The sequence below is a fragment of the Dactylosporangium sp. CS-033363 genome, assembly GCF_050942475.1.
In the GTDB taxonomy this organism is placed as follows: Bacteria; Actinomycetota; Actinomycetes; order Mycobacteriales; family Micromonosporaceae; genus Dactylosporangium.
In genome coordinates this window covers 36,922-58,328 of record NZ_CP192033.1, presented here as the reverse complement: position 1 = coordinate 58,328, position 21,407 = coordinate 36,922, and the positions used below count along the sequence as shown (strand labels likewise).

Annotated in this window: 35 protein-coding genes; 11 read left to right on the top strand and 24 right to left on the bottom strand. The window is 73.2% G+C overall.

From position 1 onward, the window contains the following. Nucleotides 1-29: 29 nt before the first annotated feature. The 10 genes from ACQPZ4_RS51535 to ACQPZ4_RS51490 form a co-directional block, all read right to left on the bottom strand. The gene (locus ACQPZ4_RS51535; RefSeq protein ID WP_433067283.1) at nucleotides 30-416 is read right to left on the bottom strand and encodes a hypothetical protein; all 387 of its coding nucleotides are present in this window, start codon (nucleotides 414-416) and stop codon (nucleotides 30-32) included. Nucleotides 417-418: 2 nt separating this feature from the next. Further along, the gene (locus tag ACQPZ4_RS51530) at nucleotides 419-1,039 is read right to left on the bottom strand and encodes a hypothetical protein (protein ID WP_433067280.1); all 621 of its coding nucleotides are present in this window, start codon (nucleotides 1,037-1,039) and stop codon (nucleotides 419-421) included. Then, on the bottom strand, nucleotides 1,036-1,434 hold the full coding sequence (locus tag ACQPZ4_RS51525; protein ID WP_433067278.1) for a hypothetical protein: 399 nt from the start codon (nucleotides 1,432-1,434) through the stop codon (nucleotides 1,036-1,038). Before ACQPZ4_RS51525 ends, ACQPZ4_RS51530 begins: the two co-directional genes overlap by 4 nt. Before the next feature lie 334 nt (nucleotides 1,435-1,768). Continuing rightward, nucleotides 1,769-2,455, bottom strand: coding sequence for a hypothetical protein (locus ACQPZ4_RS51520; protein WP_433067275.1), 687 nt, complete (start codon nucleotides 2,453-2,455; stop codon nucleotides 1,769-1,771). Then, a complete protein-coding gene (locus ACQPZ4_RS51515) occupies nucleotides 2,436-3,131 on the bottom strand; it encodes a hypothetical protein (RefSeq protein ID WP_433067274.1) in 696 nt (231 codons plus the stop codon). The genes ACQPZ4_RS51520 and ACQPZ4_RS51515 overlap by 20 nt, the downstream gene beginning before the upstream one ends. Nucleotides 3,132-3,161: 30 nt before the next feature. Beyond that, nucleotides 3,162-3,569 carry a hypothetical protein gene (locus ACQPZ4_RS51510; protein WP_433067272.1) on the bottom strand — a complete coding sequence of 136 codons (408 nt, stop codon included), beginning with the start codon at nucleotides 3,567-3,569 and terminating at the stop codon, nucleotides 3,162-3,164. After that, nucleotides 3,566-4,354 (bottom strand): hypothetical protein, encoded by a 789-nt coding sequence (locus ACQPZ4_RS51505; RefSeq protein WP_433067269.1) that lies wholly within the window; start codon nucleotides 4,352-4,354, stop codon nucleotides 3,566-3,568. Before ACQPZ4_RS51505 ends, ACQPZ4_RS51510 begins: the two co-directional genes overlap by 4 nt. A gap of 246 nt (nucleotides 4,355-4,600) precedes the next feature. Next, nucleotides 4,601-5,845 (bottom strand): tyrosine-type recombinase/integrase, encoded by a 1,245-nt coding sequence (locus tag ACQPZ4_RS51500; RefSeq protein WP_433067266.1) that lies wholly within the window; start codon nucleotides 5,843-5,845, stop codon nucleotides 4,601-4,603. Then, complete coding sequence (locus ACQPZ4_RS51495; protein WP_433067264.1) at nucleotides 5,846-6,169, bottom strand: hypothetical protein; 324 nt, start codon at nucleotides 6,167-6,169, stop codon at nucleotides 5,846-5,848. It lies immediately after the preceding gene. Nucleotides 6,170-6,178: 9 nt separating this feature from the next. Beyond that, the gene (locus ACQPZ4_RS51490; RefSeq protein ID WP_433067261.1) at nucleotides 6,179-6,580 is read right to left on the bottom strand and encodes a hypothetical protein; all 402 of its coding nucleotides are present in this window, start codon (nucleotides 6,578-6,580) and stop codon (nucleotides 6,179-6,181) included. Nucleotides 6,581-6,760: 180 nt separating this feature from the next. On the opposite strand from ACQPZ4_RS51490, the gene ACQPZ4_RS51485 reads away from it, so the two are divergent. Next, a complete protein-coding gene (locus ACQPZ4_RS51485; RefSeq protein ID WP_433067258.1) occupies nucleotides 6,761-6,937 on the top strand; it encodes a hypothetical protein in 177 nt (58 codons plus the stop codon). A gap of 13 nt (nucleotides 6,938-6,950) precedes the next feature. Continuing rightward, a complete protein-coding gene (locus ACQPZ4_RS51480) occupies nucleotides 6,951-7,874 on the top strand; it encodes a hypothetical protein (RefSeq protein WP_433067255.1) in 924 nt (307 codons plus the stop codon). Nucleotides 7,875-8,079: 205 nt separating this feature from the next. Here the strand turns inward: ACQPZ4_RS51480 and ACQPZ4_RS51475 are convergent, their stop codons facing one another. Genes ACQPZ4_RS51475 through ACQPZ4_RS51465 form a run of 3 tightly spaced genes read right to left on the bottom strand, consistent with a single transcriptional unit; the run spans nucleotide 8,080 to nucleotide 9,233 of the window. Then, the gene (locus ACQPZ4_RS51475; protein WP_433067252.1) at nucleotides 8,080-8,307 is read right to left on the bottom strand and encodes a hypothetical protein; all 228 of its coding nucleotides are present in this window, start codon (nucleotides 8,305-8,307) and stop codon (nucleotides 8,080-8,082) included. 24 nt (nucleotides 8,308-8,331) lie between these two features. Continuing rightward, a complete protein-coding gene (locus ACQPZ4_RS51470) occupies nucleotides 8,332-8,721 on the bottom strand; it encodes a hypothetical protein (protein WP_433067249.1) in 390 nt (129 codons plus the stop codon). Next, entirely contained in the window at nucleotides 8,718-9,233 is a 516-nt protein-coding gene (locus tag ACQPZ4_RS51465) for a hypothetical protein (RefSeq protein ID WP_433067246.1), read from the bottom strand. The genes ACQPZ4_RS51470 and ACQPZ4_RS51465 overlap by 4 nt, the downstream gene beginning before the upstream one ends. Nucleotides 9,234-9,423: 190 nt before the next feature. On the opposite strand from ACQPZ4_RS51465, the gene ACQPZ4_RS51460 reads away from it, so the two are divergent. Then, a complete protein-coding gene (locus tag ACQPZ4_RS51460) occupies nucleotides 9,424-9,981 on the top strand; it encodes a hypothetical protein (protein ID WP_433067243.1) in 558 nt (185 codons plus the stop codon). Nucleotides 9,982-10,046: 65 nt separating this feature from the next. Here the strand turns inward: ACQPZ4_RS51460 and ACQPZ4_RS51455 are convergent, their stop codons facing one another. Together ACQPZ4_RS51455 and ACQPZ4_RS51450 are read right to left on the bottom strand one after the other, a co-directional pair. Next, nucleotides 10,047-10,946, bottom strand: coding sequence for a hypothetical protein (locus ACQPZ4_RS51455; RefSeq protein WP_433067240.1), 900 nt, complete (start codon nucleotides 10,944-10,946; stop codon nucleotides 10,047-10,049). A gap of 87 nt (nucleotides 10,947-11,033) precedes the next feature. Then, nucleotides 11,034-11,279: a hypothetical protein gene (locus tag ACQPZ4_RS51450; RefSeq protein ID WP_433067238.1), complete on the bottom strand. Its 246-nt coding sequence runs from the start codon at nucleotides 11,277-11,279 to the stop codon at nucleotides 11,034-11,036. 286 nt (nucleotides 11,280-11,565) lie between these two features. Here ACQPZ4_RS51450 and ACQPZ4_RS51445 point away from each other — a divergent pair, with 286 nt between their 5' ends. The 6 genes from ACQPZ4_RS51445 to ACQPZ4_RS51420 all read left to right on the top strand — a co-directional run bounded on the left by ACQPZ4_RS51445 (nucleotide 11,566) and on the right by ACQPZ4_RS51420 (nucleotide 14,525). After that, nucleotides 11,566-12,462 carry a DUF6292 family protein gene (locus ACQPZ4_RS51445; protein ID WP_433067574.1) on the top strand — a complete coding sequence of 299 codons (897 nt, stop codon included), beginning with the start codon at nucleotides 11,566-11,568 and terminating at the stop codon, nucleotides 12,460-12,462. A gap of 169 nt (nucleotides 12,463-12,631) precedes the next feature. Further along, on the top strand, nucleotides 12,632-12,808 hold the full coding sequence (locus ACQPZ4_RS51440; protein ID WP_433067571.1) for a hypothetical protein: 177 nt from the start codon (nucleotides 12,632-12,634) through the stop codon (nucleotides 12,806-12,808). Beyond that, nucleotides 12,805-13,218: a hypothetical protein gene (locus ACQPZ4_RS51435; RefSeq protein ID WP_433067569.1), complete on the top strand. Its 414-nt coding sequence runs from the start codon at nucleotides 12,805-12,807 to the stop codon at nucleotides 13,216-13,218. Before ACQPZ4_RS51440 ends, ACQPZ4_RS51435 begins: the two co-directional genes overlap by 4 nt. Before the next feature lie 27 nt (nucleotides 13,219-13,245). Continuing rightward, on the top strand, nucleotides 13,246-13,455 hold the full coding sequence (locus tag ACQPZ4_RS51430) for a hypothetical protein (RefSeq protein ID WP_433067566.1): 210 nt from the start codon (nucleotides 13,246-13,248) through the stop codon (nucleotides 13,453-13,455). 447 nt (nucleotides 13,456-13,902) lie between these two features. Continuing rightward, a complete protein-coding gene (locus tag ACQPZ4_RS51425) occupies nucleotides 13,903-14,238 on the top strand; it encodes a hypothetical protein (protein ID WP_433067563.1) in 336 nt (111 codons plus the stop codon). Continuing rightward, nucleotides 14,235-14,525, top strand: coding sequence for a hypothetical protein (locus ACQPZ4_RS51420; protein ID WP_433067561.1), 291 nt, complete (start codon nucleotides 14,235-14,237; stop codon nucleotides 14,523-14,525). The genes ACQPZ4_RS51425 and ACQPZ4_RS51420 overlap by 4 nt, the downstream gene beginning before the upstream one ends. A 235-nt stretch (nucleotides 14,526-14,760) precedes the next feature. Here ACQPZ4_RS51420 and ACQPZ4_RS51415 read toward each other — a convergent pair whose 3' ends face one another. Together ACQPZ4_RS51415 and ACQPZ4_RS51410 are read right to left on the bottom strand one after the other, a co-directional pair. Next, the gene (locus tag ACQPZ4_RS51415; protein WP_433067558.1) at nucleotides 14,761-14,964 is read right to left on the bottom strand and encodes a DUF397 domain-containing protein; all 204 of its coding nucleotides are present in this window, start codon (nucleotides 14,962-14,964) and stop codon (nucleotides 14,761-14,763) included. Beyond that, on the bottom strand, nucleotides 14,954-15,850 hold the full coding sequence (locus ACQPZ4_RS51410; RefSeq protein WP_433067555.1) for a helix-turn-helix domain-containing protein: 897 nt from the start codon (nucleotides 15,848-15,850) through the stop codon (nucleotides 14,954-14,956). Before ACQPZ4_RS51410 ends, ACQPZ4_RS51415 begins: the two co-directional genes overlap by 11 nt. Nucleotides 15,851-16,640: 790 nt before the next feature. Here ACQPZ4_RS51410 and ACQPZ4_RS51405 point away from each other — a divergent pair. Next, entirely contained in the window at nucleotides 16,641-17,048 is a 408-nt protein-coding gene (locus tag ACQPZ4_RS51405; protein WP_433067553.1) for a hypothetical protein, read from the top strand. Next, on the top strand, nucleotides 17,045-17,428 hold the full coding sequence (locus tag ACQPZ4_RS51400; protein ID WP_433067550.1) for a hypothetical protein: 384 nt from the start codon (nucleotides 17,045-17,047) through the stop codon (nucleotides 17,426-17,428). The genes ACQPZ4_RS51405 and ACQPZ4_RS51400 overlap by 4 nt, the downstream gene beginning before the upstream one ends. Here the strand turns inward: ACQPZ4_RS51400 and ACQPZ4_RS51395 are convergent. From ACQPZ4_RS51395 to ACQPZ4_RS51365, 7 genes are all read right to left on the bottom strand, one after another. Next, on the bottom strand, nucleotides 17,368-17,643 hold the full coding sequence (locus ACQPZ4_RS51395) for a hypothetical protein (protein WP_433067548.1): 276 nt from the start codon (nucleotides 17,641-17,643) through the stop codon (nucleotides 17,368-17,370). The genes ACQPZ4_RS51400 and ACQPZ4_RS51395 overlap by 61 nt on opposite strands. Beyond that, nucleotides 17,640-18,170, bottom strand: a complete 531-nt coding sequence (locus tag ACQPZ4_RS51390) for a hypothetical protein (protein ID WP_433067545.1) — start codon at nucleotides 18,168-18,170, stop codon at nucleotides 17,640-17,642. The genes ACQPZ4_RS51395 and ACQPZ4_RS51390 overlap by 4 nt, the downstream gene beginning before the upstream one ends. Then, nucleotides 18,167-18,562, bottom strand: coding sequence for a hypothetical protein (locus ACQPZ4_RS51385; protein ID WP_433067542.1), 396 nt, complete (start codon nucleotides 18,560-18,562; stop codon nucleotides 18,167-18,169). Before ACQPZ4_RS51385 ends, ACQPZ4_RS51390 begins: the two co-directional genes overlap by 4 nt. Beyond that, complete coding sequence (locus tag ACQPZ4_RS51380; RefSeq protein ID WP_433067539.1) at nucleotides 18,562-19,272, bottom strand: hypothetical protein; 711 nt, start codon at nucleotides 19,270-19,272, stop codon at nucleotides 18,562-18,564. Before ACQPZ4_RS51380 ends, ACQPZ4_RS51385 begins: the two co-directional genes overlap by 1 nt. An 11-nt stretch (nucleotides 19,273-19,283) precedes the next feature. Next, nucleotides 19,284-19,604 carry a helix-turn-helix domain-containing protein gene (locus tag ACQPZ4_RS51375; RefSeq protein WP_433067536.1) on the bottom strand — a complete coding sequence of 107 codons (321 nt, stop codon included), beginning with the start codon at nucleotides 19,602-19,604 and terminating at the stop codon, nucleotides 19,284-19,286. 320 nt (nucleotides 19,605-19,924) lie between these two features. Then, nucleotides 19,925-20,188, bottom strand: coding sequence for a hypothetical protein (locus ACQPZ4_RS51370; protein WP_433067533.1), 264 nt, complete (start codon nucleotides 20,186-20,188; stop codon nucleotides 19,925-19,927). 412 nt (nucleotides 20,189-20,600) lie between these two features. After that, nucleotides 20,601-21,215: a hypothetical protein gene (locus ACQPZ4_RS51365; protein WP_433067531.1), complete on the bottom strand. Its 615-nt coding sequence runs from the start codon at nucleotides 21,213-21,215 to the stop codon at nucleotides 20,601-20,603. Nucleotides 21,216-21,407: the final 192 nt, after the last annotated feature.

Below are 21,407 nucleotides of genomic sequence, written 5' to 3'. Positions count from 1 at the left end.
GGCGCCGGGGCGAGCCGGCGCCGTACGCGTCACCGCGGCGGCGGAGGTCCGTTCGCTGGCGGCACCAGCTCGTCGGGGTCCAGGCCGTGCTCAAGCACGGCCAGCCGCAGCCGCAGGTGCCGCTCCTGCAGCGCGGCGTAGTCGCTCTCCCAGCGGTGCACGGCCACGGTGAGCACGTCGATCCGCGCCCAGGCGGCCATCACCGCGGCGTCGACGCGGGCGTCGAGCGCCGCGTCACGCTCGTGCTCGACCCGGACGTTCGCCGACCGGTTCGCGTCCGTCGCGGCCCGCCACGTCATCCGGGCGGCGTACACGGCGCCGAGCAGCGACACGACGGCGATCACGACGGGGCCGGCGATCTGCCACCACATCGGCACCGTGGGCGCGGCCGGCTCCTGACCCAGGACCGGCGCCACGCTTACCCCCGGTCCGGTGGCACGGCGGCCGCGACGAGCACCGCCACGAACGCCGCCAGGCCGTTGAGGAGCAGCCCGTTCCAGGAGTAGACGACGAGGTCGACGGCCCACGTGCCGGCCAGGGCGAGCAGCCACAGCACGTACCAGCCGGCGATCAGGGACAGGGTCACCCGCAGCAGCCGCCCGGACCCGGCCCGGGTCTGCCCGTAGCCGATCGCCGCGGCGACGGCGAGGGCGAGCAGCAGCGCGCCGTAGGTGCGCATCCCGCCGGGCACCATCCGCAGCAGGTGGTACGCCGGCGAGCGGTAGAACGCGTCGCCGCCGGTGAGCATGCCCGCGGCCTGCCCGAACGTCAGCACCGCCATGGCCACGGCCAGGGCCTGCCACCACGTGGCGACGAGCAGCTGCAGCACCGCGCGGGCCCGGCGCGGCCCGCCGACCAGCGCCTGCAGCGCCGTCCGCCACCGCGGTACCGGCACCGGCGCCGGCGCGGGCCGGGGCGGCCGGCTCAGGGCGCTGAGCGCGTACCTGAGCGCGTCGATGCTGTCGTCGTGCCGCGACTCCCGCAGGTACCGGTACCAGAGCGGGTCGGCCTGCTCGCGGTGGTCCGCGGCCGCGGTCACGCCGGCACCGACTCGGCGTCCCCGGCCGGCTTGTCCTGGGTCTGCGACGGCCGAGCGTTGTCGATGGCGGCGCGGATCTTCGCGATCGACGCGGTGTAGGCGGCGCGGTACCGGTCCGGCTCCCGCGGGTCGGCGGCGGCGGCCTCAAGTGCGGCGAGCGCGTCGTCGAGCGCCGAGATCGGCACCACGGCGTGGTCGGCGGCCTGCTGGTCCCACACGTCGACCGCGGTCCAGAAGCCGGGCGCGACGGTGATGTCGCGGCGGCTGCCGTCGGTCCGGGCGGCGGCGACGTGCAGCGCCTTGTGGTCGTCGACGACGGTCGCAATCTTGGCGAACCCGTCGAGCTCGCGCGTGACGAGCGGTGCGACAACGTCGCCGGTCACCCTGTAGATCATTGCGTGCTTCATGAGGCGCCCCCGCGCTGTGTGGTCTGGCGGGGCTGTCTCCTCGAGGCGGCGGTACCAGCGCCGTTTGTGCTACGAGCGGCCTCCCGCCCGGCGCGTCCGTGGCGCGTCGGGTGGGCGGCCGCTCGTCCCCCCGCGGTTCCCCCGTACGTACGAGTGTACGAACCCCGGTGGGGTGGTGAACCGCACCGGATGATCAGCCGATCGGCTCGACTTTCGCGTCGGTGCCTGGCCACCAGTTCGTGCGGGGGGAATGTGCTGAACCGGTGGCCTGGCGATCATCACCGTAGGCGGATGTGACGCTCCGGCACAGTGGGACGTTGCGTCACACCCCGGTGTGCTCGACCTTCTGCAGCAGGTTGTTCGCGCAGCCGCACGGCACCCGCAGCAGCGCAACCTCGTCGCCGCCCTCCGGCCACGCCTGGATGGTGAACCATTGCCGGCCGTGGCACGACATGCACACCTGCGGCGCCTCGTCGTCCTCGTCGTCGTCGGGTGCCCAGTCCGCGTGGTCCTGCGGGGTGCAGCCGGCATGGTCGGCGTCGCGGCCGCAGCCGCCGCAGGCCGGGCACCACTCGTCGACGGCGAGGACCGACGGCGGGTCCGGCTCCCTGGTACCTTGCACCGGCGGCAGGTCGATCCGGGCGATGGCACCGGTGATCCTGGCCCCGCCGCAGGCCGGGCACCCGCCCGGCCCGGTGTACGGGTCGGGCGGCGGCAGCTGCAGCAGCGTTCGTGTCTCGGGCACGGTGGCCTCCTCGATGAGCACGTGGTTGGTCCGGTCGTCGAGCAGCGCGATCGCCGCGGCCGCGTCAGGGTCGTGCGCCCACCCCGACTGGAACGCCCGCTCCGCGATCGCGATCACGGCGACCGGGTCAAGCATGGGCACCGACACGACGTCGCCGGCGACGTCGACGGCCTGCACCCCCTCAGCCTGCAGGGACGCGGCCAGCTGCAGCGCCGCATCGCCGCTGCAGCACCGGATCCGGAACTCACGCAGCACGATCGGCATCGACACCACCCCCGGCCGACCGGGGGCGTCGCACCACGCCGGCCCACAACAGCATCAGCGCGGCCATGTCGACCTGCGCGTCGTACAGCTCGTCGGCGTCGGTCGCGGCGAGGACCCGGGCCGCGGCCGCGTCGACGTGCTGCGCCCACGTCGCCTGACGGGCGCTGACCGCGCCGGCGAGGTCCCGGTCGGCCATCTCCCGCGCCCATACCCGGGCGTCACCGCCGGTGCCGTCGTCCGGGATCCCGCCCGGCTCCATCCGCCGTCTCACCTGGTTGGTGCGGGCCACGAACGCCCGGATGAACTGCTCGCCCGAGCTCGGCGGCCCGAGAAGGGCGACCCCGGCCGGGGCCGGTTCCGCCGGCGACGGTTCCGCTCCCTCGAGCGGCTCCGCCGGCGGCCGCGGCTCGTCGTCGACGCCGACGATGTGCAGGCGGTGGCCGAGCTCGTCGCGGAGGACCTCCACGGTCTCGGGCCCGGCCACGACACCCCAGTCACGGACGTGGTCGAGGTAGCAGGTCGTCACCCACTGGTCGATGCGGCCGCTGCCCGGGCGGACGTTGACCATCCGCAGCCGCCGCCGCCCCTGGTGGTCCTCGACGCCGATCGCACCGCGACCGTGGCTACGGGTGCCGTCGGTGTAGACGACGACCCAATGCCGGATGTCGGTGGTCATGCGGCGGCGCCTTTCAGAGGTGGGCAGACGCTACGTGCGATCGTCAAGGTACAGCCGCTCGTCGGCCTGGGCGACGAGCACGCCGCCGGCGACCTGCCGGTCGATCGCCTCGACGATCGCGGTGAACACCGCGGCCGCCTGCAGCGCTTCGGCGCGGGCCCGGGCCGGGTCGGTGCACTCCAGGAACTCGCCGACCTCCTCGAGCGCGATGAACGCCCACTCCGGCGCCCCGTCCCGGGCCACCAGCTGGCACCGCCGCTTCCAGGTCGCGGCGAGCTCGGCGAACGTGCGCTCGGCGGTCTGCCGGTCCGGGCCGATGCCGAGCACGTGGTCCTGCTGGCCCCAACGGGCGTCCTGGGCGGCGCGTTCGGCGGCGACCTCGGCCAGGACGGCGGCGGTCGCGGCAGGGTTGATCAGGGTCGACGGGCCGGGGTTCACGCGGTCATCTCCCCAGTCGCTGCGGCGCGGACTCTCGCCAGCCACGATGCGGGACCGTCCGCCGGCGGGCGCGTCCCCTGGAAGACCCGCCGGGTCGCTTCCTCCCGGCTCCAGCCCTGCACGGCGAGCTGCTTGTCGTCGGCGAGGACGAGCGCGACGGCGAGGGTCTCCGACGTCGACCAGCCCTGGTACTGCCCGCCGTGGCTGACGACCCACCGGGCCCGCGCGGCGGTCTCCACACCGAACCGGTCCTCCTCGAGCTTGAGCCGCTCCATCGCCTCGTCCGCGACCCGGTCCTGTTCCTCCCGCAGCTCGCTGGCACGGTGGTACGCCGCGACCTCGTTCGCGTGCCGGCCGCACCCGTGGGCGTGGCCGGCCTCGGTGTCCGCCGGGTTGCCGTCGTAGGGGCCGTGGTCCGTGATGTATTTGCCGCAGCCGACCGGGCCGCCGCAGTGCCAGTACACGTTGCGGTTGTAGCGCGGGCGGTCGCCGTCCGGGTCGGGCCCGAGGACCAGTTCATAGGCCCGTTCACGCCGGACGTAGTCGTCGGACCATCCGATCCCGAGCAGGTCTGCGGCCTGCTCCCACGACGTTCCCTCGCCGCGGAGCTTGAGCACGTACTGATACGCCTGCCGCTGGGCCGCCTCCACCACGGCGAGCGCGCCGGCGAGCCCGGCCGCCGGCGCCAGCTTGGACCACCGATCGGCCGCCTGGTCGGGCGGTACCGCCGCCCGGATTGCCTGGTCGACCAGGTCACGCACCCTGGTCGTATCTGCCTCTGTCACGTGCGTCCCTTTCAGGTCCGGGGATCGGGAGTTGTGCGTGTCTGGATCTTTATTCGTGCGGCTCTTGGCAAGATCCGCTCGTACGCGCGTACGATGATCGGCGCGCAGTGACAAATTCGTGGCCCGCCGCTGGTACCGGCCCGCCGCACGCTCGACCCGTCGTGCACCGTCCGCCCCGCCAGGCGGCCGGGGCCTCTGCGCACGCGTTGCCGGGAACGCCAGCAGGGGAGGGCACGAGTGCGGTCATCACGCAGCAGCACCAGCCGGTGTACGCCGGTGTGCTCTGCGGATCCGCACGGCGGGGTTCCGGTCGCCGAACTTCCTGCCGGACCGGTAGTAGCCGTGGATGACCGGCGACGCGAGGCTGTGCCCGGTGATCGCCGCGATCTCCGCGATCTGCATGTCGGCGTCGACGGCGTTCGTGATGAACGACGCCCGCGGCGTGTGCGTCGTGACCCGGCGCGGCTTGCCCGTCTCCGGGTCGGCCATCACGCCGGCGGCCGCGGCCGCGCGGAGGAACACCTTCTCGTAGGCGCCCCGGGTCATCTTCAGCTTCCGCATCGTGCCGGCACGGACGTGCGCGGTGTCCCAGTCCTTGCGGGCGGTCGCCGCGGCGTACACCTGCCGGAACAGCGGCCCGCGGGTCATCCCGTGCGCGCGGAGCTCGCCGATCCACGCGCGGAGCAGCTTGACCGGGCAGATGTCCGGCGCGAACTCGTCGTCGGCCTCGAGCGGCACGTCTCGGCCCTCGGCGTCCTGGTCCGCCTTCGACATGGCGATGTGCAGGATCACCCGCTCCTGGGTCAGGAACGTTACGTGCTCGAGCAGCAGGTCGCACAGCTCGGCGCCACGGCAGCCGATGTCGATGTGCACCCGCATCATCACGGCGTTGCGCAGCCCGGCGAGGGTGCGCACGTCCTCGGAGCGGACCATCGCGGCCAGCTCGTCGATGGTGAGCGCGGCCGCCTTGTCCGGCATGTACCCGGCGCGCTTCCACCGTTTCCGGTAGGCCCGCAGTTGCTTGGACACCGACCGGTGCCGGGTCGGCGACGCCAGCCCGTGCCACTGGTGGACCATGCTGATCACGGCCAAGGCCTGCTCGAGCGTGCTCGGCGCGTACGGCCTGCCGTACCGGCCGGCCAGGGTGACACCGTCGCTGCGGGTCCACGTCCAGTGCGCGTTGATGTACTCCCGCACCGTCGCCGACGTGGCCGGCATGTGCTTGCGGTTGACGTCGTCGCGGCCGCACCACAGCACGAACCGCTTCCACTGCCGGTTGTACGCGTCGATGGTGTTCTGCGGCACGCCCTCGCGGAGCATGTCGTCGGTGTCGGCGGAGACCAAGTCGTCGGGGTCGACGGGCTCGGCGCCGGGCACGGCCAGGACGGCGAGCCGGTCCGACAGCGTCAGCGCCTTGCCGGCGTGCTCGTCGACGAGCTCGCCGTCGACGACGTCGTCGTCGCCGCGGCGCCCGTAGTGGTGCCGGGGCACTCAGGCGTCCCACTTGTCGGCGTACCACGCGTCGCGGTCTGCGATGGCGTGTTGCACCTCGGCTTCGGTGGCGTTGCGCCACTCCATCACGACCAGGTCGTCGCAGCAGCCGGGCAGACGCGGGGCGTACCGCTCCCGGCCGGCCCAGGCGTCGGCGCGGGCCCACACGGTGGGGCCCTGCCCGTCGCCGCCGGGCATGCACTGGTGCCCGATCACGAACGCCCGCGGTTCGTAGGTCCGTCGGCCGTTCCACGGGCCACCGATCCACTCGTGCGGCCGGTGCAGGTTGAGGTCGACGCCCGCGGCATCGTCGGTGTCGATCATGGTGTCTCCTCAGTCTCGCGTGAGCAGCTCGAGCGGCCCGTTCGGCGGGTACCGGCGCTCCATCGCGGCGCGCAGGGCGCGCTGCAGGTCGTGGGCGTACGGGTCGGGCATCTCGAGCGAGTCGCCGAGGGTGTCGTTCGGCAGGACGGGCTCGACGGCGCGGGTGCCGATCACGTACGCCACGGCGGCGCGGACGAGCAGCGCGTCGCGGTCGGCCGGCGCGATGCGCTCGAGCGTCCGGCGGTTCGTCTCCACCCACCGCTGTACGGCGAGCACCGCGGCGGCGCCGGCGGCGTCCGTGTAAGCGTGCTCCACCTCGCCGGGCGGGCGCAGGAGCGCCGGCCGTACGTCGGCGAGCGGCGCGGTGAGGTCGCGCGGGTCGGCCGATCCCCCCTCAGCGCTGTTGATCATGGCGACCCCTCTCGTCTCGGCGCGCTCATCCGCTCTTGATCGTGGCCCTGAGGACCCGTCGGCATAAGCCACCTTATCAAGACAGGTCCCCGCGCAGATGACCTGCAGCGATGTGGATCTACTCCATTCCGGCCCGTCGGGCACCCTCTCCGTAGGCATCGACGTGAAGGGGTGTTGATCTTGGTACGGCTGATCTTGGCCGAGTCGGTCGCGAACATCGTCCGGTGGCTCCGCGCGTTCTGGCACATCCACCGAGCGGTGTTCCACGCGTTCGCCGACGCGCCGTACTGGCCGCCGGCCGCGGTGGCCGCCTGGGCGCGCCGCGAGCTCGTCCCGCCCCGGTGGCGCCGCCGCTGATACCTTGCCCGGCATGGGCACGCTGACCCGACTTCGACTTCCCCGGACCGCGTGCACCGCCGCGCAGGTCGCCGCAGCGCTGGGCTGGGCCCCGGACCGGTTCGACGACGCTCGCCGGCTACAGCTGGTGCCGGGCCCGGACGTGACGCGGCCGGCGGCGCTCGGGCCGCGCTGGTCACCAGCCGCGGTCCGGGACCTGGCCGCGCGGCGCGATGCGCTGGGCCGGGACGTGGACATGGGGGCGCTCGGCGCGTCCCGGTCGGCCGACGAGCTCGCCGCGCGGCTGGGCGTCGACGTCGACGCGCACACGGTCCTCGAGCTGTCGCGGCTGGGGTACCTGCCGCGTGGCGGCAGCTACAAGGGCAACCGGCTGTACGCCGGGTGGGCGCTGGCGCGGTTCGCTGACCTCGAGGCGCTCGCGCAGGCGGCGGTGAGCGGGCAGCTGCACACGACCGACGAGGTGGTGTCGGTGCTGGGCGTGCGCCGCTCGGACGTCGAGCAGCTGGTGCAGCTGCGGTGGCTGCGCCCGGCGCGGATGGTCGACAACCCGATGCAGTCGAGGCGGCGGGGTGCCGGAACGGTGCCGCTGTACCGGCGCGGTGACGTGCTCGGGCTGCTGGTGTGGGAGCGGGTCGACTGGGCGGCGGTGCGGGCGGTGCCGGCCGGGCGGCGGTCGCTGCTGGCCGGGCTCGGCGAGTGCGACGTCGCGGCGGCCGCGGAGCTGCGGCGGGTGGCGGACGGGTTGCTGTACCACCAGCTGGGGCATCGGAAGTGGGCCGCCGGCGATGTCGCGGCCGCGGCCGCGTGCTGGCGGGCGGCGGCCGGGCACGCTGTCGCGGGCGAGCACCTGGCGGCCGTCGACGGCGAGCCGGCGGCGATCGACCGGTGCGCGGCGTGGATGGCGCTGCTGCCCGCTCGTGAGCGGGACCTGGTGTGAGCGGCGCGGGCCGCTGGTAGCTTGACCGTGCGTCCAAGCCGTGGGGCGCTCCTGCAGTGTCCCCACGGAAAGGTGTGGCGCGTGGCTGATCAGGTGTTTGTCGCGGACGTGGTGCGCGAGCTGGTGGAGGCGAACGATCCGCTGCGCGGGCGGCCGGTGCCGGCGCCGCGGGTGACGGCGGCGGAGCTCCGCGCGCGGGCCGAGGCTAGCGGGAATCGTCGCCGGCGACGGTGATGACCCGCGACCGGATGACGGTGCGGCCGTCGCTGCCGGTGCGGACCTTGGTGATCTCCAGGAGCCGGAACGTCTCGCCGCGCTCCTCACGCTCGACGGAGGCAAGCTCGCTGCTGGCGAGCCCGAGGTCGGGGCCGAGGTAGACCGGCGGTTTCGGCGCGTTCACGTTGATCACGAGGTACGCGATGACCTCTTCCATGGGGTGCCCTTCCGGGTGGCCTGTCTAGCGGGGGTCGTCGCCGGCGTCGCCGAGGATGACGATCTCGTTGCCGGGGTCGATCGGGTCCGTGATGGTGACGACGTCGTCGGGGCCGAGGACGCCGACGGCGGCGAGGAACTCCGCGATCCGCAGGGCGGCGAGCGCTTCGGGGCCGCCGGCCTGCTGCTCGGCGTGGTCCTCGAGTTCGGCGTACGCGGCCGCGGTGATGCCGGAGCGGATCTGCGCCTCGGCCTCCTCGGGCAGGAAGCCGAGGGCGGCCCAGTCGGCGGCTTCCTGCGGGGTCAGGGTGGGGATGGTCTGGGCGAGGCGGGCCCAGCGGCCCGCGATCGGGTGGGTGCGCAGCTGGGTGGCGGCGGCGAGGTACGCCTTGACGAACGGGATCATCGCGGTCACTGGGTCCTCCTGGCGTTGCGGGCGGCACGGGCGGCGCGGGCCTCGGTGATCAGGGTCCGCATGTACTCCGGTCGGGTCGTGCCCTCGTCCTCGGCCTCGCGGTCGAGCGCGTCGATGTACCAGTTGGGGAGGCGGACGGCGACGGGGCGGCCGACGGCGGGCCGGCCCCCGCGGCGGTCCGCGTCGTCGTCGGCGAGGAGACGGCGCCGGTCGGCGTCGACGCGGCGCTCGACGTCGAGCTCGGTCCACAGCTCGATCGTGGCCATGGGCAGCTGGCGGATCTCGCTGGCGGCGAGCTCGGCGCCGGCCTTGGTGAAGAAGTGGAAGCCGTTGAAGTACTTCCCGTCGGGGGCGTCGGCGCTGACGCCGGGGGCGACGCCGGGGTGGTTGGGGTCGCGCAGGTCGTACCAGGTGGCGATCTGCGCGGCGAGGTCGGTGGTGGTGGCGGCGGCGGTGAGGTCGGCGATCGCGGCCTGGTGGGCGGCGATGGTGGCGGGGGACGGCTTGCTCATCTCAGCTCCTCTGGTAAACGATGTCGCTTACCTAGAATAAACGACGTCGTTTACCCTGTCAATAACGACGTCGTTTACTCCCGTGGCGTGGGGGGCGCGGCGCCGCCGCATCAGCGGTACCGTTCGGCTCGCCCGTGGCGCTCGAGCGGAGCTCGCGCCACTCCCCCACCACGCATCGGAGCGTTGGCCCATGATCTGCACCTGCCCGCACAAGCGGCACCGCGGCGCGACCGTCGACGTCGTGTCGTTCGGTGAGCCGCTCGCCCCGGCACCCGTCGTGTGCCTGCACCTGCCGATGTACACGATCGTCGCGGGCGAGCCGCCGACGCCGGGGCTGATGTGCGGGCCGTGCGCACGGTGGTGGCGCACCGAACGCGCCGGCATGGTCCGCGACTACCAGATCCTCGACGGGCTGCAGCCGCTGCAGCGGCTGGTCTGCGAGGTGCTGTGGTACCTCGCCAATGGCCACCGGGGCGGCGTGGACGGCGCCTGGGCGACGATGTTCGCCGACCTGGAGAAGGTCGCCGACGGGATCTGCGACGCGTGGGGGCCGCAGGCGCTGGCGGCGGCCGGCCTGACGGAGCTCGGGGACCTGCTCGACGGCGCCACGCCGGCGGACGGGGTCGCGGCGTGGGCGCGAACGCATGGCCTGTGGGTGCCGACGCGGGAGCAGCTCGTCGACGGCCTGGCCGGCGACGCGGTGCAGGCGGAGTACCGGCTGCAGCAGCGGGCGGTCGCCGGGGGCTGAGACGTGGCGAAGCCCCGGGAGAGCAGCAATACCTCCCGGGGCCTCGCGGTGCAGCGTAGCGGGTGTCAGGGGACGCGGCGCAGGGAAATGACGGGCGCGTTGGTCGGCTCGTCGACGCCAAGCCACTGCACCTTGGCGATGGAAGCGCCCGGATCGAGCTGGACGATGCGGCCATCGGTTTGGGTACCGATGATCCGGACGCGGTCGCCGACGCGGAGCCTGCCGGGTTCGTCGGCGCCGAGCATCTCGGCGGCGCGGTCGAGGGTGCCGCGGAAGTCCTCGGCGGCGGACGCGTCGAGGGCGGCCGCGACGCGGTCCCGCTCGGCGGGGGTCATCAGGTGCAGCAGGTAGGCCTTGCCGCGCAGGCGGCCGGGGGTGTCGAGCGCATCGTCGAACTGGTCGGCCCACCGTGCGGCGGGGTCGCCGTGCTCGACGACGGCGGCGATCGCGTCCCGCAGGCGCTGCTCGTCGTTGGCGCGGGGGCGGCCGCCAGGGTTGCCGGGCAGCCGCGTGGCGATGTACTCGGTGACGTCCCCGGCGCGGTAGGCGGCGCCGAGGCCGGGGACCTGGATCGACCTGGGGAAATGGAACTCCTCGTCGCGTAGCGCGTTGAGGCGGGTCACGGTGAGGTTGAGGCGTCGCGCGAACTCGGCGGCGCCGATCAGCGCGCCGGGGTCGGGCTGGTGGTCGTCGTCGGGGTCGACGATGAGGATGCGGTGCGCGGGGTCGAGGACGCCGTCGCCGATCAGGTCGCCGAGGATGCCGCTGCCGATGGTGTTCGTGAAGATCATCATTGCGTGGATCGCGCTCTCGGCGGCGCGGACGTGGTAGGTGATCCTGACGATGCCGTCGGTGGAGTTCACGGAGAACACGCGGTCGGGGTGGGCGGCGAGTGCGAACAGCTGGTCGGGTGCCGGGGTGCCCCGGTAGTCCACCCGGACGTGCCAGTCCTTCTGGTGCTGCACGGGTTGTCCTCCTGTCGGTTGGGGCGTTGGGGGTGGCGATTCGGCCGAGGGCCGGACCCCGCTGGCTGCGGGGTCCGGCGACTGGGGCTAGTCGGCGGGGTTCCCGTCGTCGCGCCGGTAGTGCGCTCCGGGTTCCTCGTACTTGCTCCAGTCGAGACCGGAAGCGGTCAGGATCGACAGGACCGTGAGCAGGTCGTTGGCCTTGCGGGGGGTCACGATGTAGTTGTCGTGCCCGAGCCGGAAGTGCCACGTTCCGCTCTTGAGCTGCCGGACCAGGAAACCTTGCTGCTCAGCTTCCTGGGCGATCGCTTCCATCGCCTCGGCTATGTTCATTTGTCAAATCACCTCCCCTCTTGTGGGGGTTCGTCCCCTCTCAGGAACAGGTTCAGCTTAGCAAACCCCTTTAAGATGTGCAACCTGTTTTGTTGTGGCTGGTGGGGCCTACGATGAGCCCCGGCAGAGCACGTCTGCCCGCCTCCGAGCCCGGCCAGCGCGACCACGCCGCCCGCCGCCGGGCGCTCGAGGACAAGGGTCACCGACTCGCGTGCACGCACCCTCCCCACACGCGCGTGTCGACCATCGTGGGGCTGGGCGTGGCAGCCTCACGGCAGGAGCCGACATGGTGAAGCACAACGCCCGCGAGAAGCTCGACGCCCGCATCGTGGCCGGGCAGACCGGCCGCCCGTACACCGAGGTGCTGCGGGAGATGCGCGCGGCACGGGCCGCGGCTGGCGACGCGGTGCAGGAGCCGCCCCGGCGGGCGATCGCGACGATGACGTGGTCCCGGCACGGCCGGGAGTGGGTGTTCGAGCTCCCCGACGACGACGAGTTCCCACGCCGCAACCCGCCGCGGCGGCGGGACGTCACCCAGGCCCAGGACTGGCCGGCGTTCCAGCGGCTCGTCGCGGATGAGGTCGGCTACTGGGGCTGGACCGTCGACCGCATGTGGCCGGACCGCCCGGCCGGGCCCGGCGAACAGATGGACGAGGTGTTCACGGCCTGGCTGACCAGAGACGAGCGCGGCCGGAACGAGGACGCCGCGGCCGCGCTCCACCAGGCGGCCGGGGTGCGGTTCCACACCGCGCCGCGGCTGTACGCGCGGGCGGTCGCCGCGGCGATCACGTCGGCGGGCTGGACGGTGTGCAACGTCCGGGAGGACGGCGACGAGCCGCGCGGCCTGCAGGTCCAGCTCGGCGACGACACCGAGCAGGACGGCGTCTATGTGGTGGTCATGTGGCGGGAAGACCGGGGCTGGTACTGGGCGGCGTACGAGGGCCCGGGCCGGGTCATCGACGGCGCCCACGACCTCGACGGCCTCTGCCTCATGGCGCTGCCGCACGACGTCGCGGCCGCGGTGCTGCGGGAGTTCCCGCGCACGGACGGGGCGGCCGCGCCGGCGGTGTGGGAGCCGCCGGCCGGGTACGACGAGAACCCGCCGCTCACCGACTACACCGGGCGGTGGACGAGCCTGCCGCTCGAGCGGGCGCTGTGCGCGTACGCGACCCCGGCCGGGTGACACCCGTCGCGGCCGCCGCTGGCGGCCGGTAGGGTCTGGCCATCCCGGGCGGGTAGAGCCCGGGGAACCGTTGCGCCGCGTGCACGAGTCATGGACGGCCCCCGAGTAGGCATGCTCGGGGGCCGTCCGGGCGTATGCGGGCAGGCCAGGGCGGGCGTATCCTTCCGGCATGGCAGAGCCTCACTGGCCCACCACCCCCGACGTCGTCGACGAGCGGGGCGTCACGGTCACCGCGGCCGCCCGGGCGCGTATCCGGGTCCAGCTCGACCAGCTCGACGCGGAGCGGACCCCCGCCCAGGTGCGGCAGGCCGGCGACGCGTTCCTCGAGCGGCTGCGCGCCGCGTGACGTTCCGGGTCGTCCTCGACACCGGGGCGGTCCTGGCCTACGCGGCCGGCAGCGTCAACGTCGGCGCCCTGATCGTGGAGCTCGTCGACGAGCAGGCGCAATTCCTCATCCCGAACCTGGTGCTGCTCGAGGCGGCCGCGGAGCTGACGCCGCCGCCGGCGGAACGGCTGCGGCGGGCGACCCCGGACGGGCTGCGGCTCCTCGACGTGCTGGTCAGCCACCGATCCGGGCGGGTGTCGTCGTTCGGCGCCGACGACTGGCGGGAGACCGCGCCGGCGATCGCGCTGTTCGGGTCGGCGGGGCGGGCGGTCGCGGCGGTCGCCGCGGCGTACGGCGTGGCCCGCTACGTGGTAACGACCGACCCCGGCCCGTACCGGCGTGAGGGCCTGGACGCGATCACCGTCGTGTAGGCGCCCGGGCGGGCGTACGGTCAGGCGGTGAGCGGTGGCTGTGAGGACGTGTGCGTGATGACCCACGGCCGGCCCGGGTCCGGCGCCCAGGTGCAGTGCCGGCGGGTGCCTGAGGTCGTGGTCGTGTTCGCCGAGGCGGTGACGGCGACGGCCAGGTCCCGGATGTGCCGGCCGTGCGCCGCGTACACCCAGCAGCAGCCGGGCCGGGTCGCGTCCGTCGAGCCGCTGGACGGCTGAGCGTTCCGCTCCCTCGAGGGAGTGGAACCCGGGTGTCACCCGATCGGGTGACGGGTGCTGGCGCCCGGCCGGGCGGGCCGGGCAGGGTGGTCGGCAGAGTCCCCCAGCTGCAGCACGGGGGGCGGTGGTTCGCGAACCGAAACCTGCAAGTCGGCAGCGCTGTACCTGTCCGGTGCCCAGGCCCGGGGTACAGGCCGCCACGACGCAACACCTGCACCAACGAGGGCCTTCGACAAGCCCGGGGCGGTGCGACCGGGATCCGCGGGGGCAATGTCGATCCCCCGCGGTGAACGGTGGTGGTTGCGGCTGCGAGCTCAAGGGCGGGGCGAGGGGCGGCATACCTCGCCCCGCCGGCGTTTCCGGGGTCCGCGCCGGCAGGCGGCCGCGGGCATGATTGACGATCATCGGCCGGTGCGAACCCGGCCATCGTCAGCCACGGGGGCACACATGAGCGATCAGCCGGATCCGTTCCTGGACAACAAGACGAGCATGCGGCCGGGCGCGCTGCAGCCGATCGACAAGGCCGGGCACGAGTGGGTGAACATGGACGTCGTGCAGGTGGTCAGGGTGGTCGACATCGACCGATCCTGGCGGGTGCAGGTCGTGCTGCCCGACCGGTCGGCAGTGGTCCTCGCGTCGCCGGTCGCGGTGTCGTCGCCGCAGGGCCGCGAGGCGGTCACGCAGGTGCTGGAGGACTGGCTCGACGCCCGGGAGGGCCGCCTGATCGTCGCCAGCGAGGAGCAGACCGCCGGTACCGAGCTGCTCGCCGCGGCGCCGGCGTGAAACTGCGGCTGTGGGGCGGGAAGCCGTTCGACGTCCCCGAGGCCGGGGAGACGCACGGCCCGGCCCGGTACGCGGTGTACAACCGCTGGTGCGGGCACGTGTTCCTGGTGACGTCGAGGCGGCCGCTCGCGGCCGCCCTGGCGGCGGAGCTGGGTGCGCCGGCGGGTTTCCGGGTGCGGGTCGCGGTCGCCGGCGACGACCAGGCGGTCACGGCCGGGAAGTGCGGGCGGTGCCGGCCGGCGGAGACCGCGGCCGCGGCCGCCGCGGGAAGCCACTCGAACGTGTGATCGAATCCAGGGTTTCGCCTGGTGGCGGGCAGGGGTATCGTCTGGCGTAGCTGGCCGCGTTCGAGGGATGGGGAGTATCCCGGAGGCGGTGCCGGCGCCGCGTAGCGATACGCACGCACGGGCGGCTGTCCGCGAAGACAGGCCGCCCGTTGCGGTATGCGGGCCCCGGCGGGGAGGGTCAGGCACGGGGAAGCCCCCGGCGAGTACGAGGCGCCGGGGGCTTCGTCGTGTCGGTCTACTGGTCGAACGTGCCGTCGTGAACGGCCCCGATGAACGCGGACCAGGCGGTGCGGTCGAATGTGATGTGCGGCCCGGTGCGGTTCTTGCTGTCCCGGACCAGGACGACGCTGGGCAGGTTCAGGGCCGCTTCAACACAGTTGCCGTTCGCGCCGGTCCGGGTACTCACCTGCCACCGGGGTTTGGGCTGGTTAGGTTGCATGTCGGTACTCCTGAGCGATCTTTTCTATCAGCGCGGATGAATCTTGTGGGTTCATGGCCTTGGCCTCCAGTTCCTTCCAGGCCTCCTCATGGGCAGCGACCTCCTTTTCCTCCTCGAGGTACAGCGCGCCGGTGAGCTGCTCGCTGTAGACGGTGGCCGGCTCGGGCTCGCGAGGGCCCGCGTCGGGAAAGCCGACGATCACGAACGCCGTCGTCATCGACGCCATGGTCGGCGCGGCGGTGAACGGCAGAACACGGACGACGGCGGCGGCCGGGCGGGCGCCTTCGAGGAGCTGGTCGAGCTGCTCGGCCATGCCGGCGGGGTCGGGAACCGGCCGCCGCAGCACGGCCTCGTCGATGATGACGTCGAGGCGGGGCGGGTTGGCGCGGCCGAGGATGCGCTGGCGCTCGATGCGCAGGTCGACGCGCTGGCCGACCTGCTCGTCGTCGAGGAGCGGCGCGCCGCTGCGAATGACCGCCTCGGCGTAGGCGCGGGTCTGCAGCAGGCCGGGAACGAAGCCCGCCTCGAAGTTCCGCAGGGTGGCGGCCGCCGCTTCCATGCCGAGGTACAGGTCGAACAGCGGGGGTACTGCCTTGCGGTTGGGGTGCCACCAGCCGCGCGCCCTGGTGAGCGGCGCGAGGCCGGCGAGTTCCGCCGTGAGCTCGGGCGAGGTGCCGTAGATCTGGCACATCGCCGTGACCTCGAATGTGCGCAGCTGGACCTCGCCGCGTTCCACGCGGCTGAGCTTGGCCCGGGACATCTCCAGGAGCTTTCCGGCCTGCTCGAGGCTCATCCCGGCCCGGTCGCGTTCTCTCGCGAGGTGCCGGCCGAGTTGTCGACGCAGCACCGTTGACCCGCCGTTCGTCTCGCCCGCTCCTACGACCACGTTTGTACCCTCCCACCGTCTCAGCGTGAACCGTATAACGGTCTCATTTGTTACCGCAGTTTGGCGAGACGGCGAGACAGAGAAGGAATTTTTCGAGAATCCCGCTCTCGACATTGCGTGATGTACGTAGGGTAGGCGATGCTGGCACCCAACGGCGGCTGTCTCTGGGTCAGCAAGAGACAGCAGCGATGTCGGTCGATCGCTTGTGGGATGAGCGACCGGCGTTGAGCGGCGATTATGCCGCTGCCGTACAGGTTCCAGTCGTGTCCTGTCGGAGGTGGAACATGGCCGATAAGCACTGGTGGTGGCGGCGCAGTCCTCACCGCCCCGCCGAGGTTCCTGCTTTCGCCCGAGCCGAAGAAGAGGACACCGACGGCTGGTGGCCGCACGAGGACGTCGTACGGCCCCGGGGCGTGCCGCGGTGGGAGGCTCCCCCCTCCCCTGACGGCCGGCTCGGTTTCGACCTCATCGCGTGGCAGACCCAATACCTGACGGCCGCCTACGGGCAACGCCGGAATCCCGGCGGCGGCAGCTAGACGGCACGGAGCGCGCTCCGTGCCGACCGGCCGGTCCCGTAAGCGCCACGCGGGGCCGGCCGGGCCCAAAGCAGGCGCACGCCCTATGGATACGGCCTCTCCTGGCGTGCGCCGCCTAACGGCCCCCGGACCGAGTCACACGCCTCCACCACCGGGGGCCGGCGCGGCGGGGCGGAACGAGCTGCCTGGGCGGCCCGGACCGCCCCGCCAACCCCTTTTCCGCCCGAGTTGATCACGCGGAAGGCCACAGCCCGATGAGCAGCGCAAACCGCCGGAACCCGCACCTCACGCTCGTCTCGTCCAGCCCGCAGCCTCGCAGTGCGCCGCCGCAGGGCCTTGAGCTGGCATGGAAGAACCGGCAGATCCTGTCCGACCGGCTCGACTGGCCGCGGGGCATGCTCGCGATATGCGAGCGGGTCGAGCGGGACTTCCCCGACTGGTCGATCGTCTGGTCGGACGCCTGGTACTGGTCGGGCAGCCGCACGCGGGTCGGGTTCTACGCCGAGTTCCGGAAAACGATCTTCGGGGTCACGGTCCCGAAAGTGTTCGGCGCCACCGAGAAGGCGCTGCGCGGGGCGCTCGCCAAGCAGGCCGCCGCGATCACGCGGCGGAAAGCCGACCGGGACCGCACCATCGCCTTCATAAGAGCGGCGATGCGGTGACGGCGACGAGCACCCACAACCAGCGGGGCAGGAACGAGATCAGGCACGGCGGCCGGCACGCCCGGCCCGCGCCGTCCGTCCCGCAGGTCAACGACCCGAACGCGCACCATCCGCCGGCGCCCGACCGCACCTGGGTCTGTTTCTGGTGCTCCCAGCCGTGGCCGTGCCGGCCCGCGCAGGGCCGGCTGCTGGCCCAGTACGACGAGGCGCTCGAGTCGCTGTACATGGCGCTGCTGCAGCTGCTCGAGCAGGCGTGCCGGGATCTGCCCCGCCAGCCGGCCGGCGCCCTGCACTGGCAGTTCGTCGGCTGGCTGCAGGACTACGCGTCGGCCCGGGCCCGCGAGGCGGCCGCGGCCGCGGCGGCGGCGGCGACCGGCTGAAGACCCGCCGGGTCGATCTGCAGGTAGACGAGCTTGCGGGTCTTGTCGACGCCTTGCACGCGCGCGCGGGCCGCGGTGTCGCCGGCGACGACGGTGCACCAGTCCTGCGGGAGCACGTTGTGCGGGAACCGCTCGAGCGGCACCACCACCAGGCGCGCGGCCCGGTCGACGTCGGCGACGTCGACCGGGCGCGGGATCGCGACGGGCGCGGTCACGCCGCCGCCGTCGGGGCTTCGATGTCGGTGAGGCTGGCCCGGTAGACGGCCGACATCTTGGTCCGGCCGTTCGGTCTGCCGGGCCACTGCAGGACGAGCGTGGCCGTCTCGTCGCCGGCGTCGCGGGTCAGGGAGCTGATCTCGGCGCGGGAGCCGACGTACTGCGCCATGTGCTCGCAGCAGACGGCGCCGACGTGCTGGTCGGTGAGGTCGAGGACGAACGGCATCGCGCACCAGGGCGTCGCGCACACGAGCCGCACGGGGTGCAGGACGCCGGCGTCGGTGAGCAGGCGGGCGCCTGTGTCGGGCTTCGGCAGCTTGACGATGATCTCGGCGCCGGTGATGCGGGCGGTGAAGCCGAGCCAGAACGCCGCGGCGAGCACGGCGCCGACAAGCCGGGCCGGCGCCGGTAGCCCGGTCGGGATGATCATCAGGAAGGTGACGACGGCGGCGGCCGCGGCGATCGCGGTTTCGGTGGCGGTGAGGTGGCGCCGGCCGGTGGCCGGGTCGAACGTCGGGGTGGTCACAGCGAACCTCCGTCGCAGTGCGGGCATGGGCCCGGGGCGGCGCCGGCGGTGGCGCGCCAGGTGTGCGTGAGGACGCGCGGGCAGGTCATGACGACGCCGGGCGCGATGGTGTGCAGCTGGTGCTGCAGCTGCTCGAAGACGGTCCGGCCGGGGACGTTCGCCCAGCCGGACAGCATGCTCGTGAGGTCGTCGACGCGCCACGAGGTGGCGAGTGCGGCGCGGATCATGACGGTGAGGGCGGCGCGCTCCCCCGGGGCGAGGTGCAGCGCCGGGTCGGCGTCGGCGGTGGCGGTCAGGCCGCTGGTGACGGCGGCGAGGATCGTGGCCGGGGGGTCCGCCCACGCCGGCGGCTCGGCCGGCGTGGGCTTGCGGAACAGCTCGAGGAGACGCATCAGGCCGCCGCGGGTAACAGCGGGGCGTCGGCCCGGGCGGGGACGAGGTTGCCGTACCGGCCGGTGCTGACGGCGGCGTGGTACTGGTCGAGGCGGGCGAACTTCTGGCCGGTGGTGTGCCCGTCGTACGCGGTCCCGTGCTGCGGCACGTGCCATCCGACCTGCCCGGTCGGTAGCTCGATCATGACGACCGGGCATTCGGGCTGGTCGGGGTCGTAGGAGACGCCGCAGGGCATGCCGATGGCGGCCGCGAGGGCCAGGGCGCGCCAGACGAGCGGGTACCGCTCGTCGTAGGCGTGGTCGTGCTCGGCGATCGCGCGGAGCGTCGCGGCGAGCTGCAGGTGCAGGTGGCCGCTGTTGTCGCGGGACGCGTCGCAGGCCTGCGCCGGCGGGACGGGGTCGGCGAGCCAGCGCTGCAGGGCGTCGACGAGCTCGGCGGCCATGGCCCGGCACAGCAGGGCCCGGGCGGTCTCCTTGACGTCGCCGGTGGTGGTGAGGGCGAGGGTCGGCGCGCCGGGGCTGTCGAGGGTGGCGCCGATCGCGACCGTCTCGGAGACGACGACGCGGCCGCCGACCTGGTCGTCGAAGGTGACGAGGACGCGGCGGCCCCTGGGCAGGGACAGGTCGCGGATGTCGGCGCCGGGGACGATCTCGTTGCGGGCGCGGCCGGTGCTGCAGCGCTCCGCGTGCGGGATGGGTGTGGTGGTCATGCGGGGTGGCCTCACTGCTGTGTGGTCTCTTCCTGGGTGGTGGGCCGGCGGTGTTTGTCGACGTAGTCCGCGAAGGTGATCCCGGTCAGCTCGAAGAGCTTCTCGACCTTGTCGATGCCGGGTTGCCGGCGGCCGTTGAACCAGGCCCGGATGGTGTCGATGGACACCTTCATGCCCCTGGCGAGGGCGCGGTGGTTCCAGCCGCGTTTCTGGGTCTCGACCGCGAGGAACTCCACGATCTCGGCCGGGCGGCGCATTTCCTGGGTGGCGTCGCCCGGGTCGTCCTGGTGCAGGGCCCGATGCTTCGCGCGGTGGCGTTCGCGCTCGCTCAAAGGGATCCGCTCCTTTCCGTGTGCTCGGGGTCAGCCCCTGTGCCGGCTGGGTGCTCGGTGTGCGCCGTGGGGGCGGCGTGGTCGGCGGCCGCTGTAGGTGAGGGCGGCGGCGAGCGCGACGGCGATGGTGAGCAGGACGGTTCCGGTGTAGGGGCCGACGCCGTATCCGGCGAGGACGACGACGATCGCGACACCGGCTAGGGCTGCCCGTGACGCGATCGCGGCGTGCCGGGCTGAGCGCGGCGCTGTGGGTACGGGCGGGGGTGTCGGCGCCGGGACGGGCGCAGGCGGGTTGGTGGTGGTGCTCATGCGCGGGTTCCTCACTGATCTGCCGGGTTGGTGGTGTGGGGGTCCTCGAGCCAGTCCAGGTCGTGGACAAGCCAGGTCCCGCCGCGGTTGCGGCGCTGGAGCTCGGCGATCGCCGCGGCGCGGAGCGCGGCGCGGGTGACGCGGTCGCCGGGTGCGGAGTGCCGGAATACGACCGTGCGGTGCCGGGGTCGCGGGGTGGTGGTCACGTCGACGGCGCGGGCACGGCAAAATCCCCCGGTGTGGTCGTCGGGCGCCGTCATGGCGTTCCCGGGCACGCGGGGGTGCTGGTGGTGGTGCTGGTGGTGGTCACGGCGGTTGTGGTGGTCATTCCCTGTGGTTGCGGCGTATGCCCGACTTGTCCGCAGGCGCCCCCACCTGCGAACTCGTCTCCCCGTGGAGCAGATCCGCGTGCCAAATACATTGCGAGAGAATGTTTCGCGATGCAACCGTTTGATTGCCGCCGATCAACAATCTTGACCGTTCGGTCGAAAAGCGTCGCATGGCGGTGCACGTTGTTGCGTCCGCTAGTCGAATTGATCCATAGGGCGTTCTGTGGGTAGTCACACCGCATGTGCACATTTCGCTTTCTGGACATCTTCTGACATGCCGGGAGCATAGCGACGATTCGTGCCCTGGTGTCTGATTCTGCATGCACGCTTGCATGCAGGAACGGACACACGCGCGCGCTCACCGGGCCACCCTCGACGGTTCGTCGACGAGCTCGGCGTCGACGACGGGCGCGGCCCCGGCGGTGAGGTGCAGCGGCGGCCCGGTCCGCGGCCGCCGTGGCGGGCCGGCCCTGGACGGCACCACGCGGGGCGGCATGTCCGCCGGCAGCGGCTGCCGCGCGATGTACCGCTGCCGGACCGCCCACGCGATCAGCAGGACGCCGGCGGCCGCGGCGAGCCCAGCGGCGTCGACAGGCCAGCGCGTCGCTGCGGCCGCGGCAGCCGGGGCGGCGAGGCGGACGGTCGCGCGCTCCCACCCGGCCCAGTCACGCCAGCGCACGAGGCCGCGGCGGGTGCGCCGCGGCCGCGCCGGGGCGGTGGTGAACGCGGTCCAGCTCAGCCGGTCCCACGGCCAGAAGGTCGCGCCGGCGGCGTAGCGCACGGCGAGCAGGACCGTGAGGAGCAGGACGGGGCGGACGATCCACGGCCAGACGACCGCCCGCAGGAGCGGGACCAGGGCGTGCACGACGACCGGGGCGGCGAGGCGGGCGGCGATGCCGAGGGCGGCGATGACGGCCAGGCCGATGACGGCGTACAGGGCCAGGGTGGCGACGTGGACGAGTGAGGCGATCACGGCGTCGCCTCACGGGGCGGGGTGGGGCGAGCCGGGGTCGCCCCGTGGGGCGGAGTGGGGCGAGACTCGGTCGCCCCGCTCACGATCGTTTTGGGCCGGGCCCCGCCTTTCAAGATCGACTTTCGGGGGATGAGGCGCTCCCCCATCGCCCCGCTCCCGCGCGCACGGACGAGTTCGCCCCGCCGGGGGAGG